We start from the raw sequence: 17,784 nt of genomic DNA, 5'->3' as shown, positions 1-17,784 counted from the left end.
GTAATCTTACTGCTGATATTTAACCCAGGTATTCTGATTAAGCCACCAACTGTCCCCACTATTGTGATCGATACGGGCCGCAACATACCCTTTTACGTCGCTATTAGCGGGCAGCAACTGTATATCATAGGAAGAGATCATTGGAACCTGCTCCTCTTCGAGTGGTTGCCAGTTATTCGCGGCTGAGACCCAGCTCTCTCCGGAAAAGCGGTTATAACGAATCATCACCCACTGCCCTTTAGCCGTGTAGCAACTGGCAAGCTTGAATGGATCGCCTCCTCCCAGCTCCGGAGCGATCTGCTGTAACTCAATTAGCTGCTGATCCAGCCGTTGCATCATTTCGGTCAGCGCGGGATCTGGCGCAGTCGTCTCTGTGGCTGGCAAGGCAGAGCGTTTAACTTCCTGGGCCAGCACCTGAAACTGTGTCAGTAAAAGCTGCACACGCTCGGCAAGCGAACTGTTCTGAACTTTTAGTTCGAGAAACTGCTCCTGTAATAGTGTGATGCGCCCGTTCAGCTGATCGAACTGTGCGGTCTGATCCAGAGTGTCAGACGATGGTGTATCCCGCTGCTCTGCCGGCGGCGCTGCCGCTTGAGCGTTTTCCGGCTGGACATTGGCGGTATTACAGCCAGCCAGTACGAAGGCACTCAGAAACGACAATAAAGCGACTCGGTTCACAATTTTCTCCTGCTCATTTGTGCGCCCATTCTAGCGGATGGACAAGCCGAGTAGAACCGCTTTCCCTCTGAAGTCAGAAGATTAGTTAACTGTCGTGACAAATATCCGGCTAAGTCACTGATCGAGGTACGATCGCCCAATACCGGGTTAAGGAGGTGTCTCTGATATTAGAAAAGGCTTACTGATCTATCCTATTCTTGCCGTTTCCCGGCCCGACAGACCGGTACTTTCGACCCAGTTAATCGTGAGTGTCTCACCCTCTGCCCCGCCGGAAAAGCTAAAGGCAAAAAAAGGATTTCTAGCAATGGCTGTGCTCAGGTTTGCAGCAAAGACTATTTTCCCTGCATACTCTACATTAACCTCGCGCAAAAATTCTGCAGCAATAAGTTCGCCTGTGGCTTTATCTTTACGCAGCCCATCCTCCATACTATGCGTAACCATCAGTTTAACCATGGTCATATTATTGAGGACTCTGGCATTCACTTGCATCATATCAGCCATCACTGTTACCTATACTAAACCTGAACTATTACCCTTTAAAACCAGCACTAACCTCAACAACCTCCGATAGTCACTTTTGCTTCCTGAAAGTTACTCAACAACTGTCCATCTGCTTTGACGACTGCAGTGATTGTTGACGAAGTATAGATCCGTATGCGGGTAGACACAGACGCTTCAGTGCCCACCGGAATGATGAATTCAGCCACTAGCGGATTGGGGTTAGCTTCAACAAACAAACTGATAGACTCGACATTGGTTAGCGAGGTTTTTACCGTCACCGGAACCAATGCCCCATCTGCGGCAATACCCGGTGCCTGGAGAACCACCTGATCACTGGCAACAGGTAGTGCACCAAGCAATGCTTTTAAGGCAACAGCCTGATTCTGGGCAGCAAAAGCCGTTTTATTCCACGTTGCCATCGCCAGACGAGGCACTAACACCCCGGCACCAACCAGAGCGCCGCCAGCTATCGCTTTAATGACTGCACGACGATTTAACATTTTATCTGCCCTCTTCCTATCGATGCACCAGCGTATCCTGCCCGAACCCGGAAAAAGATGAAAGTCCGTCACAGATCACACCACCCCCTTTCTCACTATTCTGAGACGCTAAACGACAGTATGGAGCAGGCAGCAAGCCCGCTGTCAGTTAGCACATGTGCAACACAGAGACAGAGCAAAGATAATCAGCGATGCTGCCACTCTGGCTTTCGCTTATGAATAAAGGCATCGATTCCCTCACCGGCATCATGAGTGAGCATATTTTCAGTCATCACCCGACTGCACTCAATGTAAGCCGCTTCGAGGGGACTATCTATCTGCCTGACATATGCCTGCTTACCGATTGAGATTGCTTTTCGTGAACTGGCAGCAATTTTACCTGCCACTTCGAGGGCTTTGTGCCTCAGTGACTCTTCAGGGACAACCCAGTTCAACAGGCCAATTTCAGCCGCCTTTGCAGCACCGATCATATCCCCGAGTAACAACATCTCCATCGCATGTTTCTTACTCACGGAGCGACTCAGAGCGACCATTGGTGTCGAACAGAACAGGCCGATATTGACCCCTGGCGTTGCAAAGCGAGAGGTGTCACTGGCGACCGCCAGGTCACAACTGGCAACCAACTGACAACCCGCAGCAGTGGCGACCCCATGAACCTGAGCGATTACCGGAACCGGCAGGTTTACAACCCTCTGCATCAGCGTTGAACAGGTTTCAAAGGTACACTGATAATACGCCTCCTCCCCCTCTCCCAGCATCTGTTTCAGGTCATGTCCGGAGCAGAATCCACGACCACTGCCCTGCAATACCACAACCCTTACAGAGCTATCTTCAGCAATGGCATCAAACGTACTGATAAGCGCTTGCATCAGTTCCATTGAAAGGGAGTTGTAAGCATCTGGACGGTTCAGTGTCAGTGTGCAGATCCCGTCAGCGTCTTCACGGATCAGTAGTGTGTCACTCATAGCAACCTCAGTTCTTGTTATAAATTAGAGGAAACGCTAAAGCAAAACGGAGTAAAAATAAAGGAAAACCCTTATTTTAAGAATAAAATTGGAAATGGGTCTTCGTTCGGGGATCTATTTTTGACGCTGTTTAGCCAGAAACCGGTCCAGTTGATTGGCAAACAGCTGACGGTCCTGTTGTGTCAGCTTTGCAGGGCCTCCGGTATCAATTCCGGAGCTGCGTAACTGATCCATAAAATCGCGCATATTCAGCCGCTGTCGAATGTTTTCCGGGGTATAGAACTCGCCTCTGGGATTCAGTGCATGCGCACCTTTCTCAAGCACCTCGGAGGCCAGAGGAATATCTGCGGTGATCACCAGATCACCGGTAACACATTTCTGAACGATATAGTTATCGGCCACATCAAAACCGGCGGGAACCTGAACCGCGCTGACAAAAGCAGATGGCGGTGTGCGCAGAAACTGATTAGCAACCAGAACTGTTTGAACCCCCATTCGTTCCGCTGCCCGAAACAGAATTTCTTTAACAACATTAGGACAAGCGTCGGCATCAACCCAGATATTCATCAGGCCCCCACAGCGGTTCAGAGTGAAAGAATATCGATCATTTCCGGCATCCCTTTAACCGAACTGCTCACCGCCGTCTGAGGGTCGGCAATACCATGAGGGTAGCCTCGCTGCAGCCCCTTAAAATCAAACAGCTCAGTATCAACCAGATGGGAGGGCACCACATGTCTCAGTGACCGGAACATGGTTTCAATACGTCCGGGGTGATGCTTATCCCAGTCCTGCAACATCTCTTTAACCACCTGACGCTGCAAGCCATCCTGTGAACCACAGAGATTACAGGGAATAATGGGGAATTCGCGCAACCCGGCATAGGCCGCTATATCTTTCTCACGCGCGTAGGCCAGAGGACGGATCACCATATTCTTACCATCGTCACTCACCAGCTTAGGCGGCATTGACTTGAGTTTACCGCCATAAAACATGTTGAGGAAAAAGGTTTCAAGTATGTCATCACGATGATGACCCAGAGCGATCTTGTTCGCCCCAATCTCTTCGGCAAAACCATAAAGGGTTCCGCGACGCAGGCGGGAGCATAATGCACAGGTGGTTTTCCCCTCAGGCACCAGCTCTTTAACAACCGAGTATGTATCTCTTTCAACGATATGAAACGGCACGCCTATCTGAGTCAGATACTCAGGCAGAACGTGTTCAGGAAAGCCAGGCTGTTTCTGATCCAGATTGACCGCAACAAGCTCAAAACTGATCGGGGCACTCTTCTGAAGATTCATCAGAATATCAAGCATGGCAAAAGAGTCTTTGCCACCGGACAGACACACCATCACCTTATCGCCATCTTCGATCATATTAAAATCTTCGATAGCTCGACCGGTTTCCCGGCGCAGGCGCTTTTGTAACTTGTTTAGCCGGGTTTTCTGTTGTTTTGCCAGTTCTTCGCTCATATACACTTTCTGGAAGCAGTTTAAAAAGGCGGAGATTATAGCGGATAACAACAGAATAATCAGCCAGCAAATCTACTGTGATCAAAACTGATCACAGTGGACACACTGGCTGTTATAAGCTCAGTTACGCAGAGAGGAGATCTCTGCCTGTTCTTCACTGGTCAGGATGGACTCACGGTTAAGATTAAGGACCGTTAACAACTCGCCCATCGCATTCAACACTCTGAACTGAGTCATAACGCGATCTTTATCCGCTTTGATAAGTTCCTTGCGTGCTTCAAACAATTCGTTCTCCGCATCCAGCAGGTCAACCAGAGTACGTCGGCCCAGCCTAAACTGCTGTTTGTAGGCGTCCAGGGTTTTCTCGGCTTCGATCACATGAGCTTCGAGAAACTCCATCTGCCGTTCCAGCAACTGGTAGGCGTTCCAGGACAGACTCATCCCCTCGGCAACTTCCCGCTGTGCCCGGTCCCGAATAGCGCTGGCTTCCATCAACTGATAGTAAGCTTCTTTCTTACGATGAGTATCAGCATTACCGTTGAACAGGTTATAACGCATGCGGATCATCGCTGTCAGGTCATTATTATAACCAACTACACCATCGAGATTATTATTCCATGTTCCTCCCAGCTCCAGTCGGACATCCGGGTGAAAATTAGAATCTTTGCCCTTTAACTGAGCAACGGCGGCATCCACATCAAGCTGTGCTGACAGCAGTGTCGGGTGCACCTTACCCGCCCTTTCAAGTGCCTGCTCATAAGAGACCGGCATATATTGATCGACAGGTGACGGCTTAACCAGCCCGTTTGCTTCCAAGCCTACCACTTTATAGTAACGGGCATTAGCATCGAGTACATTATTATCTGTTGCCAGGTAGTTCGAATGCGCCCGGCTGAGGCGGCCTTTCACCTGCGAAAGATCGGAAGCGGATCCCAGTCCGTGCTCTGAACGTTTGCGGATACCATCAAGAATCTCGATATGAGACTCAAGATTCGCGGCGGCCAGAACAGCGGCTTCCTGAGCATTAATTACCGTCATGTAGGCATCCGCTACTTCAAGAGTGGTGTTCTCTGCCACACTCCATAGCTGATAACGCTGTGCCTCAGCTTCAGCTGTAGTCCGCTCATTATCATTTTTGGTACGCAAGCCGTCATACAACAACTGACTGATGGTCAGCGACGCCTCTGACCGCTGCAGATCGACATAATCAGAACTTCCGCTTGTCGCCGCAGCACGGGTAGATGGACTGTCGGTCCACTCCCCCCCCCACCCCAGGGCAAGGTCCACTTTTGGCTTATAGCCAGCCCTGGAAACGCCTACCTGCTCAATACGACTCAGATACTGATTTTTCACAATTGCCACATCAGGAGAATTGCCAATTGCATACGAAGTTGCTTCAACCAAAGTCTCTGACGAAACTGTGCCTGACCAAGCCATTATCGTCAGCGCACATACGCCAACCCTGTTAATTTTTCCCATAGAACCGTTCCCCCCGGATAAAGTCCATCTAAACGTTATCGTTCTCGTAAAGCTTGCTGCTGAGCCTTAAATATAGGCTTAAGCAGATAATCAAGTACACTTTTTTTGCCCGTCATAATGTCGACTGTCGCCATCATGCCAGGAATTATTGGCAAAGAGTTTCCTCCCCGTCCAAGATCTGTATTATCGGTACGGACTCTGATGAGGTAATAAAGATTACCCTTCTCATCTTCAATGGTATCGGCACTGATGTGTTCCACAGTACCTTTCAAACCACCATATATTGAGAAATCATAAGCGGTCAGCCGAACCACGGCACTCAACCCAGGACGCAGAAATGCAATATCCTTGGGTGAGACCTTTGCTTCGATCAGCAAATGATCTTCTGTCGGTACAATTTCGATCAGATCCATTCCCGGCTGAATAACACCACCGATAGTATTGACCGAAATTGTTTTTATTGTCCCGTGCACCGGAGATACAACAGTAGTCCTGTCCACCCGATCACGCAAACTAACCTGCGCTTCCGTTTTTTGATTCAGCTCAGCCAGACTTTCATTCAACTTCTGCTGACTTTCACTGCGTGCATTTAACGCGATTTCTCGACGTTTCGCAACCGACTCCTGAATACTTAACCGTACTTTAGGCAGTAACAGCTTAGCGCCTTCAAGTTCTTGTTTATAACTATTAAGGTCTCTTTCAAGCTTGATCAGCTCAATTTCAGGGACAACACCCTGCTCCGCCAATGGTCGCGTCATCTTCAGCTCACGAAGACTCAGTTTATAGGAGCGATCGAGGTGACTGATTTTAGAATCAAGCTCCTTCTCTTCCTGATCACCCTGCTGAATCTGACGACCAATGATTTCCAGCTGGTTACTCAGGTTACGCAGGTACTCTTCAAGCTGAGACTGCTCCCGCCCTAACAGATCCGGATGACGATTCTGCCAGTCGGTATCAATGGAGATCGGCTGAGGATCAATCTTAACCTGCCCCTGCCAGTCACTGTTTACCGCTTCATCACTGATTACGATACTGGCCAGTTCAGCCCGGTGCCGGGCAATCGATATTTCCAGATACGCCTGTTCCTGAGCCTTTCCCCGGAAGTCCGATAAAAACCGTGTTTCGTCCACCCGTAACAGCGGCTGACCCGCTTCTACCTTGCCGCCCTCTTTAACATACAATTCTTTGAGAATACCACCTTCAAGATACTGTACCACCTGAATCTGTTTAGAAGGGATCACACTGCCCTGGCCACGGGTAATTTCATCCAGCTCTGCAAAATATGCCCAGACAATCGCTGTAATAACAAAACACACCACACCCCAGAGGAGCAATCGTGAACTTCTTGGTCTGTCCAGCAATACACTGGCGGCGGCATTATCAATAAAATCATGCAGACCATCCTCAACGACTGTTTTACGATGCCTGGTTTCGGCCATTGAGCTTGCAGTGTTAACCTTAGGAGAACTATCTTCTGAAGCCACCGGCGCCTGATCTGTGTGCATGTCACCCATCAGGATTTAGCCTCCCTTTTCGCTTTCTGCTGATTCACGCCTTCACGCAACCAGTTAACCACTTCAGCCTTAGGACCATCCGCAAGCAGCCGTCCATTTTCCAGGACAATGACCCTGTCTACCACATCGAGAAGGCTGGATTTATGCGTACTCAGAATCACGGTTTTACTCCGGTCCAGTGATTTCAACTGATTCATCAGCCTCACTTCCGACTTACGATCCAACTGGCTGGTTGGCTCATCCAGCAACATTATAGGCGGGTCCATCACAATCGCTCTGGCCGCAGAAACAGCCTGTCGCTGCCCCCCTGAAAGCTGCCGTCCGCCTTCACCCACCTGTCGTTCCAGCCCCTCAGGATCATGATTGGTAAACGCAGTAACACCACCCCAGTCAGCGGCCCGCAGCAGGTTTTCATCACTGGTAAACGGCGCCCCCATAACAATATTGTCACGAATGCTGCCAAAGAAAAGATGATTATCCTGAGTGATACAACCGATATTACGGCGCAGATCAGCCGGATGCAGCTGAGCGATATTCACGCCATCAATCCGCACGTCACCCGATGTCGGCTGATATAAGCCAAGAATCAGCTTCTCTAAGGAACTCTTACCGGCACCAATGCCGCCAATCAGAGCCAGTCGTTCGCCCGGCTGGATGGTAAAACTTACCTCATGCAGGGCATAACTTTGTTGCCCGGGGTAAGCAAAGCTGACCTTATCGAACTCAATTTTGCCTTTCAGTTTCGGCCGGCTGACATAGCTCTTGCCCTCTTCCTCTTCAACAGGCATCTCCATGACCTGATTGATAAGGCTCATTGATGCCTTCGCCTGATTATATCGGGTTGCAAGCAGTGATAACTGCGCCAGAGGCTGTACCGCCCGTCCGCTCAGCATAACAGCAGCAATTATTCCCCCCATACTCAGCTCACCCGCCGCCACCAGATAAACGCCGACAACAACGATGCCAACGGTCATCATCTGCTGCAGAAAACCGGAAAGTGCTGACGCGCCGTTGGCCAGCTTTCGGGTCTGAATATCATGCTGCCCCATCTTACCGACAGCCTGCTCCCAGATCACCTGATACTGACTCTGAGCACCATTAATCTTAACCGCTTCAATCCCTGCAAGGCCCTCGACAAGAGTAGCCTGTTTCTGTGAAGCGATCTTAGATGTCAACTCGATCTGCTTTGCCAATGGCTTTTGAATATAGAGACTATAGCCTACCAGAACGACCATAACGAACAGCGGCACCAGCGCCAGCGGCCCACCCACTATCCATATGACAAACAAAAACAACAGCGCGAAGGGCAGATCAATAAGCGCCCCCAGCGTCGCCGACGTAATAAATTCACGAATTGTTTCAAACGACTGCAGGTTACTGGCAAAGGCCCCTACAGAAAGCGGCCGCGATTCGAGCCGGATACCCATCACCCGGGCAAATATTTTTGCAGATAACTGAAGATCCAGTTTTTTACCTGCAATATCAATAAAATAAGATCGCAAATGTTTAAGGACCAGATCAAAAACAAATACCAGTCCAACACCGATTGCCAGCACCCACAGCGAATCAAACGCCAGGTTCGGAACAATCCGGTCATAGACATTCATCACAAATAATGGTGATGCGACAGCGAAAAGGTTAATCAACAGGGACGCAATTAACACATCTCTGTAGATCGGCATTGCACTGCGAAATGTTCCCCAGAACCAGTGCCCTTCGCGGGTATTCAGGACATCGGGACTACGCTGATCAAACTGATATTTCTTGCGAATATAGAACAGGTGGCCTGAATATATCTTCTCCAGGTCCGCTATTCCAAGTTCAATCTCGCCATCGCCACTCTCTGGCTGCAATATACGCGCCGTGCCTGCTTGATGATCAATCGACATCAGAATGCAGCAGCTATGGTTCTTTAACAGCAGCACACAGGGTAGTAACAGCTCGTGTATCTTTAACAACGGCTGACTTGCCAGCCGTGCTGATAACCCTGCACGCTCAGCAGCACGGGGAAACAGCTCCAGGGTTAAACAGTTATCAACCAGCGGCAAACCACTGCTGAGAGAGTTTTCAGAGACGGGTGTGCCATAGTACTTACCCAAAAGCACCAGAGCATCCAGTAAGGGATCAACAAACTGTTCACGGCTGGTACCGAAAATCCAGTCTGACTGTTGTTGTGTCACGTAAATTTATGCCTCCAGGCCACTTGAAATCAAAGACCGTATTAAACGGCTGTTTCGATTCAGATTACAGACGCAAAAAAGGGTGGCTTAACCATAAGCCACCCTGTAAGCACTTTAGATAATAATTTTTGGATCTGCGTCCTGTATCAACGAAGTTAACACCTGATCGGCGGATACACCGTAGTGAGTAGTCAACGAATCCATTGTGACATTTTCCAATTGGATTTCCTGCACCACATCACCTGAGGCACCTGTCTGAACTGTGAGTGACACAGAGTCACCGTTATCAACAATATGCAGATAGTCTTCAACAGGGCCGCCGTCTGGCATTCCAATACCATCCAATAGACTGCTTAGATCTAATGTATCGTCATTAACATCGAAGTATTTGACAATATCCTGTGCCGGATCGACAGACGTTCCCTCATCGCCTGTGTTCCACATGAAAATATCATCACCATCACTCCCAACCAGTATATCGTTGCCAGCGGTGCTTTCGAGTGTCACAACAGAATCAGATTCACCTTGCAGGGTAACATTCACACTTCCAGTAGCCGTATCATTGTCACTATCGGTTAATGTATATCCCAGATCTAAGTTAATGTCCGAGGTAAAGTCAGTAGAAGTAACACCGCTGAACGAAACACGGAAATCACTTCCATCATCAGGAGCAGCGATAGTCACTTCTGTGAAATAAAGAGCCCCGTCCTGAAGCGGTATAGTGAAAGGCTGATCACTATTTCCCTGACCATCTACGCTACCTGAATATGTTACTAAGTCTCCATTTTCGTTCACAGCAACGGTCACGGTCCAGTTCAGCGTATAAGCGGCACTACCCTGTCCCTCGACCAGAAAATCAAGCTGACTGACCTGAGCATCAGTACCATCGGTATTATTAAAGTCCATGGTCAGGACGTCACCGTCGTTAAACCAGTTTCCGCCGACACCTATCCAGCCGTTATTGGTGTTTACAGTAGCAGTGCTCCCACTGCCATCAAGCGCAGTTATTGAGTTAATCAGGTTGTCACCAAAACCCAGCACCAGATTATCAATGTTACCGCCACTTAAAACGGTGTAAGTCGTTTCAGACACATTCTGCCCTAACTGGCCTGCTTCATTTAACAGTTCAAATGTGTATTGAGGGTTCATATCGCTATTGACGCTGGTAGGATCAATAACAACACGGAAAACCAATGTACCGTCTTCTAACTCACCCGTCAGGGTTCCATTGCCATCATCCACATAGATAATCGGATTCCCATCAAATACGAGATCCGGCAGAGATGAGGTATCCCACTCGATACTGGTAATATCATTGGACAGAACAACATTTGTCAGAACGCCCGTTTCGGAATAGCTACCATCGTTTAATGCGGCGATAGAAAGCTCACCCATGACCTCAGGGACATCGTCATTCACAGTGATGCTAAAGTCGGTCGAATACAGACCTGCCACCAGGGTAAATGGCAACACAATATCATCTTCAGAGTTTGCTACCGGATGATCAAGTGCCCCCAACTGAGTAAAGGTATACTGATCATTGACAGTATCTAACACTAAAGTGAACACTAAAGCCGCATCATCAGTAAACGTACTATCAGTACTGGCTGTAAGAGTATTGGTACCTGAATCCCAGTCATAATAAACAGAGTTAGTATTAGACGTAAGTGACGCTAACGTCGCAGAGGATGTGTCGATACTTAACGTAAGGTCGCTATCCACATCGCTGATACTGCCTGTTGCAGTAATATTACCGAGTGCCCCGTCAAGGTTTTCGTTGACATAATCATCATCACTGGCTGCATCATCAGCACTCAGCGTATTAGCATCTGTAATAGTACCGGTCGCGGCAACACCGCCGACCGTCAGGTCGTAAAACTCGTCACCTTCGACAATCATATCAGTTGCCGCATCGGTGGACACGGTGAAGCTGGTTACACCTGCGGGCACGGTAATCACGCCCGCGTTCAGGGTAACGCCGTCACTGAACTGCAGGTTACTCCAGTCGCCGGACTCCGTGGTGTTATCCGCCAGTGAGAAGCTGAACGTTTCATCATTCACACTGCTGCCACTCAGGGTGACCGTGTGCACCAGGGTATTGCCTTCATCCTGAGTATCACTGGTCACCGAGGACACGGTGATATCGCTGGCATCCGTAATGGTACCGGTCGCGGCAACACCGCCGACCGTCAGGTCGTAAAACTCGCTATTCTCAACATCGGCATCGGTCGCCGCATCGGTGGACACGGTGAAGCTGGTCACACCTGCGGGCACGGTAATCACGCCCGCGTTCAGGGTAACGCCGTCACTGAACTGCAGGTTACTCCAGTCGCCGGACGCCGTGGTGTTATCCGCCAGTGAGAAGCTGAACGTTTCATCATTCACACTGCTGCCACTCAGGGTGACCGTATGCACCAGGGTATTGCCTTCATCCTGAGTATCACTGGTGACTGAGGACACGGTGATATCGCTGGCATCCGTAATGGTACCGGTTGCGGCAACACCGCCGACCGTCAGGTCGTAAAACTCGCTATTCTCAACATCGGCATCGGTCGCCGCATCGGTGGACACGGTGAAGCTGGTCACACCCGCTGGTACCGTAATCACGCCCGCGTTCAGGGTGACGCCGTCACTGAACTGCAGGTTACTCCAGTCTTCAGGTTCAGTAGTATTGTCTGCCAGTACGAAGCTGAACGTTTCATCATTCACACTGCTGCCACTCAGGGTGACCGTGTGAACCAGGGTATTGCCTTCATCCTGAGTATCACTGGTGACTGAGGACACGGTGATATCGCTGGCATCCGTAATGGTTCCGGTCGCGGCAACACCGCCAACTGTCAGGTCGTAAAACTCGCTATTCTCAACATCGGCATCGGTCGCCGCATCGGTGGACACGGTGAAGCTGGTCACACCTGCGGGTACGGTAATCACGCCCGCGTTCAGGGTAACGCCGTCACTGAACTGCAGGTTACTCCAGTCGCCGGACTCCGTGGTGTTATCCGCCAGTACAAAGCTGAACGTTTCATCATTCACACTGCTGCCACTCAGGGTGACCGTGTGTACCAGAGTATTGCCTTCATCCTGAGTATCACTGGTGACTGAGGACACGGTGATATCGCTGGCATCCGTAATGGTACCGGTTGCGGCAACACCGCCAACTGTCAGGTCGTAAAACTCGCTATTCTCAACATCGGCATCGGTCGCCGCATCGGTGGACACGGTGAAGCTGGTCACACCTGCGGGCACGGTAATCACGCCCGCATTCAGGGTAACGCCGTCACTGAACTGCAGGTTACTCCAGTCGCCGGACTCCGTGGTGTTATCCGCCAGTGAGAAGCTGAACGTTTCATCATTCACACTGCTGCCACTCAGGGTGACCGTGTGCACCAGGGTATTGCCTTCATCCTGAGTATCACTGGTCACCGAGGACACGGTGATATCGCTGGCATCCGTAATGGTACCGGTCGCGGCAACACCGCCGACCGTCAGGTCGTAAAACTCGCTATTCTCAACATCGGCATCGGTCGCCGCATCGGTGGACACGGTGAAGCTGGTCACACCTGCGGGCACGGTAATCACGCCCGCGTTCAGGGTAACGCCGTCACTGAACTGCAGGTTACTCCAGTCGCCGGACTCCGTGGTGTTATCCGCCAGTACAAAGCTGAACGTTTCATCATTCACACTGCTGCCACTCAGGGTGACCGTGTGCACCAGGGTATTGCCTTCATCCTGAGTATCACTGGTGACTGAGGACACGGTGATATCGCTGGCATCCGTAATGGTACCGGTTGCGGCAACACCGCCGACCGTCAGGTCGTAAAACTCGCTATTCTCAACATCGGCATCGGTCGCCGCATCGGTGGACACGGTGAAGCTGGTCACACCCGCTGGTACCGTAATCACGCCCGCGTTCAGGGTGACGCCGTCACTGAACTGCAGGTTACTCCAGTCTTCAGGTTCAGTAGTATTGTCTGCCAGTACGAAGCTGAACGTTTCATCATTCACACTGCTGCCACTCAGGGTGACCGTGTGAACCAGGGTATTGCCTTCATCCTGAGTATCACTGGTGACTGAGGACACGGTGATATCGCTGGCATCCGTAATGGTTCCGGTCGCGGCAACACCGCCAACTGTCAGGTCGTAAAACTCGCTATTCTCAACATCGGCATCGGTCGCCGCATCGGTGGACACGGTGAAGCTGGTCACACCTGCGGGTACGGTAATCACGCCCGCGTTCAGGGTAACGCCGTCACTGAACTGCAGGTTACTCCAGTCGCCGGACTCCGTGGTGTTATCCGCCAGTACAAAGCTGAACGTTTCATCATTCACACTGCTGCCACTCAGGGTGACCGTGTGTACCAGAGTATTGCCTTCATCCTGAGTATCACTGGTCACCGAGGACACGGTGATATCGCTGGCATCCGTAATGGTACCGGTTGCGGCAACACCGCCAACTGTCAGGTCGTAAAACTCGCTATTCTCAACATCGGCATCGGTCGCCGCATCGGTGGACACAGTGAAGCTGGTCACACCTGCGGGCACGGTAATCACGCCCGCGTTCAGGGTAACGCCGTCACTGAACTGCAGGTTACTCCAGTCGCCGGACTCCGTGGTGTTATCCGCCAGTGAGAAGCTGAACGTTTCATCATTCACACTGCTGCCACTCAGGGTGACCGTATGCACCAGGGTATTGCCTTCATCCTGAGTATCACTGGTGACTGAGGACACGGTGATACCACTAGCATCCTCAATGGTGCCGGTCGCGGCAACACCGCCAACCGTCAGGTCGTAAAACTCGCTATTTTCTACACCAGCATCGGTCGCCGCATCGGTGGACACGGTGAAGCTGGTCACACCTGCGGGCACGGTAATCACGCCCGCGTTCAGGGTGACGCCGTCACTGAACTGCAGGTTACTCCAGTCTTCAGGTTCAGTAGTATTGTCTGCCAGTACGAAGCTGAACGTTTCATCATTCACACTGCTGCCACTCAGGGTGACCGTGTGAACCAGGGTATTGCCTTCATCCTGAGTATCACTGGTGACCGAGGACACGGTAATATCGCTGGCATCCGTAATGGTACCGGTCGCGGCAACACCGCCAACTGTCAGGTCGTAAAACTCGCTATTCTCAACATCGGCATCGGTCGCCGCATCGGTGGACACGGTGAAGCTGGTCACACCTGCGGGCACGGTAATCACGCCCGCATTCAGGGTAACGCCGTCACTGAACTGCAGGTTACTCCAGTCGCCGGACTCCGTGGTGTTATCCGCCAGTGAGAAGCTGAACGTTTCATCATTCACACTGCTGCCACTCAGGGTGACCGTGTGAACCAGGGTATTGCCTTCATCCTGAGTATCACTGGTCACCGAGGACACGGTAATATCGCTGGCATCCGTAATGGTACCGGTTGCCGCAACACCGCCGACCGTCAGGTCGTAAAACTCGCTATTCTCAACATCGGCATCGGTCGCCGCATCGGTGGACACGGTGAAGCTGGTCACACCTGCGGGCACGGTAATCACGCCCGCGTTCAGGGTAACGCCGTCACTGAACTGCAGGTTACTCCAGTCGCCGGACTCCGTGGTGTTATCCGCCAGTACAAAGCTGAACGTTTCATCATTCACACTGCTGCCACTCAGGGTGACCGTGTGCACCAGGGTATTGCCTTCATCCTGAGTATCACTGGTCACCGAGGACACGGTGATATCGCTGGCATCCGTAATGGTACCGGTTGCGGCAACACCGCCAACTGTCAGGTCGTAAAACTCGCTATTCTCAACATCGGCATCGGTCGCCGCATCGGTGGACACGGTGAAGCTGGTCACACCTGCGGGCACGGTAATCACGCCCGCGTTCAGGGTAACGCCGTCACTGAACTGCAGGTTACTCCAGTCGCCGGACTCCGTGGTGTTATCCGCCAGTGAGAAGCTGAACGTTTCATCATTCACACTGCTGCCACTCAGGGTGACCGTGTGCACCAGGGTATTGCCTTCATCCTGAGTATCACTGGTCACCGAGGACACGGTGATATCGCTGGCATCCGTAATGGTACCGGTTGCGGCAACACCGCCAACTGTCAGGTCGTAAAACTCGCTATTCTCAACATCGGCATCGGTCGCCGCATCGGTGGACACGGTGAAGCTGGTCACACCTGCGGGCACGGTAATCACGCCCGCGTTCAGGGTAACGCCGTCACTGAACTGCAGGTTACTCCAGTCGCCGGACTCCGTGGTGTTATCCGCCAGTACAAAGCTGAACGTTTCATCATTCACACTGCTGCCACTCAGGGTGACCGTGTGCACCAGGGTATTGCCTTCATCCTGAGTATCACTGGTCACCGAGGACACGGTGATATCGCTGGCATCCGTAATGGTACCGGTTGCGGCAACACCGCCAACTGTCAGGTCGTAAAACTCGCTATTCTCAACATCGGCATCGGTCGCCGCATCGGTGGACACGGTGAAGCTGGTCACACCTGCGGGCACGGTAATCACGCCCGCGTTCAGGGTAACGCCGTCACTGAACTGCAGGTTACTCCAGTCGCCGGACTCCGTGGTGTTATCCGCCAGTGAGAAGCTGAACGTTTCATCATTCACACTGCTGCCACTCAGGGTGACCGTGTGCACCAGGGTATTGCCTTCATCCTGAGTATCACTGGTCACCGAGGACACGGTGATATCGCTGGCATCCGTAATGGTACCGGTTGCGGCAACACCGCCAACTGTCAGGTCGTAAAACTCGCTATTCTCAACATCGGCATCGGTCGCCGCATCGGTGGACACGGTGAAGCTGGTCACACCTGCGGGCACGGTAATCACGCCCGCGTTCAGGGTAACGCCGTCACTGAACTGCAGGTTACTCCAGTCGCCGGACTCCGTGGTGTTATCCGCCAGTACAAAGCTGAACGTTTCATCATTCACACTGCTGCCACTCAGGGTGACCGTGTGCACCAGGGTATTGCCTTCATCCTGAGTATCACTGGTCACCGAGGACACGGTGATATCGCTGGCATCCGTAATGGTACCGGTTGCGGCAACACCGCCAACTGTCAGGTCGTAAAACTCGCTATTCTCAACATCGGCATCGGTCGCCGCATCGGTGGACACAGTGAAGCTGGTCACACCTGCGGGCACGGTAATCACGCCCGCGTTCAGGGTAACGCCGTCACTGAACTGCAGGTTACTCCAGTCGCCGGACTCCGTGGTGTTATCCGCCAGTACAAAGCTGAACGTTTCATCATTCACACTGCTGCCACTCAGGGTGACCGTGTGCACCAGGGTATTGCCTTCATCCTGAGTATCACTGGTGACTGATTGAACTTCGAATACACTGTTTTCAGTAATAACGCCTTCACCAGACTGACCGCCCACGGTCAGGAAAAAGCTTTCAGATTCAGCCTCTTTAACGTTATCAAGGGTAGTAGGAATAGTGACTGTAAACGAAGTTACGCCTGCAGGTACCAAAACATTGCCGCCGACAAAAGTCACCCCGTTACTGAATGAAGAATCAGTGAGCAAATCGGTGTAATCAACGCCACCACCAGTAGCAGTACCATCAGCCAGACCTATAGCGTAGCTCTGCACACTATTACTGGAACCTGATAAATTAACGGTAAAGATAGCCTCTGAACCTTCTGGAACAGTCACGCTATTAAGTTGAGTTTCTGGATTACCGACAAAGATGACGGTTGGGATTTCCGCTGCAACAAACTCACCAGTATCTTCAACGTACGGATCAGGCGTATAAAGATCTGCTGCTGTATCAAAGCCTGCCTGGGCTATCACCTCTTCAGCGGTACGGCCGACCGTCTGAAAATCAGAAAAACCTGCACGTGATGGAGGAGTATTACCCGCGGCGGTTTCTTCGAGAATTTCCGTAGGATCCTGGCCAGCAAGAATCGCTTGCTGAATATCGGCTACTTCAAGGCCTTCGGCCCCAACGGACTGGATCACCAGCACCATCTCACCGGTCTCAGGATCAATCTCAAGTACAGCGGCTGTGTCAGACGGAATCGTCTCGATCTTATCCGGACCCAGATTCAGTTCCGCATTTCCATTTGGGCGAACAACAATCATATCCCCGGCACTGATCTGCGCACCTGCTTCGAGCTGACGCTCGGTGCCCTGCGTATCAATTGCGACAACTTCACCGGATACATTGACCACCATACCTTTGGTGTTTTCTATATTTTCCATAACTCCCCCCAAGAAGTAATTTTCTGACTGTCAGGACATCGATTAATTATGTGCCTGCGCATTGCACACTGTATGCCTTTAGATACAAACGATCATGTACAAACAGCTTAGCAACCAGAATACCGTTTAATTATTTGCCTATAGTATTGCAGGCATTTGACCTTAAATACACTATTTTAAGTAACATTTATACCCATTTCGGTGCTCACTCACCAAACGCATCAATGTTTTAAATTATTATTCAAACACTTACATGTTGCAATTAAGAGACAGAGTAAAGATTTGACTACAATCCGTCAATT

General features: G+C 51.0%; 10 protein-coding genes. All 10 read right to left on the bottom strand.

The window, feature by feature from the left end; translation table 11 throughout:
- Positions 1–6: 6 nt before the first annotated feature.
- A complete protein-coding gene (locus KDX31_05525; protein UTW04465.1) occupies positions 7–678 on the bottom strand; it encodes a hypothetical protein in 672 nt (223 codons plus the stop codon).
- Between the two features lie 186 nt (positions 679–864).
- Positions 865–1,179 (bottom strand): thiosulfate oxidation carrier complex protein SoxZ, encoded by a 315-nt coding sequence (gene soxZ / locus KDX31_05520; GenBank protein UTW04464.1) that lies wholly within the window; start codon positions 1,177–1,179, stop codon positions 865–867.
- 53 nt (positions 1,180–1,232) lie between these two features.
- Entirely contained in the window at positions 1,233–1,679 is a 447-nt protein-coding gene (gene soxY / locus KDX31_05515; GenBank protein ID UTW04463.1) for a thiosulfate oxidation carrier protein SoxY, read from the bottom strand.
- A gap of 185 nt (positions 1,680–1,864) precedes the next feature.
- A complete protein-coding gene (locus tag KDX31_05510) occupies positions 1,865–2,644 on the bottom strand; it encodes an enoyl-CoA hydratase (protein ID UTW04462.1) in 780 nt (259 codons plus the stop codon).
- A gap of 114 nt (positions 2,645–2,758) precedes the next feature.
- Positions 2,759–3,211, bottom strand: coding sequence for a YaiI/YqxD family protein (locus tag KDX31_05505; protein UTW04461.1), 453 nt, complete (start codon positions 3,209–3,211; stop codon positions 2,759–2,761).
- 17 nt (positions 3,212–3,228) lie between these two features.
- Positions 3,229–4,113 (bottom strand): tRNA 2-thiocytidine(32) synthetase TtcA, encoded by an 885-nt coding sequence (ttcA, locus tag KDX31_05500; protein ID UTW04460.1) that lies wholly within the window; start codon positions 4,111–4,113, stop codon positions 3,229–3,231.
- A 120-nt stretch (positions 4,114–4,233) separates the two neighbouring features.
- The gene (locus KDX31_05495; protein ID UTW04459.1) at positions 4,234–5,592 is read right to left on the bottom strand and encodes a TolC family outer membrane protein; all 1,359 of its coding nucleotides are present in this window, start codon (positions 5,590–5,592) and stop codon (positions 4,234–4,236) included.
- Between the two features lie 35 nt (positions 5,593–5,627).
- The gene (locus KDX31_05490) at positions 5,628–7,106 is read right to left on the bottom strand and encodes an HlyD family type I secretion periplasmic adaptor subunit (GenBank protein ID UTW04458.1); all 1,479 of its coding nucleotides are present in this window, start codon (positions 7,104–7,106) and stop codon (positions 5,628–5,630) included.
- Positions 7,106–9,286, bottom strand: a complete 2,181-nt coding sequence (locus tag KDX31_05485) for a type I secretion system permease/ATPase (GenBank protein UTW04457.1) — start codon at positions 9,284–9,286, stop codon at positions 7,106–7,108. Before KDX31_05485 ends, KDX31_05490 begins: the two co-directional genes overlap by 1 nt.
- Positions 9,287–9,400: 114 nt before the next feature.
- The gene (locus KDX31_05480; protein ID UTW04456.1) at positions 9,401–17,482 is read right to left on the bottom strand and encodes a retention module-containing protein; all 8,082 of its coding nucleotides are present in this window, start codon (positions 17,480–17,482) and stop codon (positions 9,401–9,403) included.
- Positions 17,483–17,784 lie beyond the last annotated feature (302 nt).

Origin of the sequence: Amphritea atlantica (assembly GCA_024397875.1) — a bacterium.
Lineage (GTDB): Bacteria > Pseudomonadota > Gammaproteobacteria > Pseudomonadales > Balneatricaceae > Amphritea > Amphritea atlantica_B.
The sequence above is the reverse complement of the archived record's forward strand: the minus strand, read 5'-3'. Positions and strand labels throughout refer to the sequence as shown.

Coding starts and splice junctions, on each gene's coding strand:
- ttcA (UTW04460.1), bottom strand. CDS start 4,113: ATGAGCGAAGAACTGGCAAAACAACAGAAAACCCGGCTAAACAAGTTA.
- KDX31_05505 (UTW04461.1), bottom strand. CDS start 3,211: ATGAATATCTGGGTTGATGCCGACGCTTGTCCTAATGTTGTTAAAGAA.
- KDX31_05510 (UTW04462.1), bottom strand. CDS start 2,644: ATGAGTGACACACTACTGATCCGTGAAGACGCTGACGGGATCTGCACA.
- KDX31_05480 (UTW04456.1), bottom strand. CDS start 17,482: ATGGAAAATATAGAAAACACCAAAGGTATGGTGGTCAATGTATCCGGT.
- KDX31_05490 (UTW04458.1), bottom strand. CDS start 7,106: ATGGGTGACATGCACACAGATCAGGCGCCGGTGGCTTCAGAAGATAGT.
- soxY (UTW04463.1), bottom strand. CDS start 1,679: ATGTTAAATCGTCGTGCAGTCATTAAAGCGATAGCTGGCGGCGCTCTG.
- KDX31_05495 (UTW04459.1), bottom strand. CDS start 5,592: ATGGGAAAAATTAACAGGGTTGGCGTATGTGCGCTGACGATAATGGCT.
- soxZ (UTW04464.1), bottom strand. CDS start 1,179: ATGGCTGATATGATGCAAGTGAATGCCAGAGTCCTCAATAATATGACC.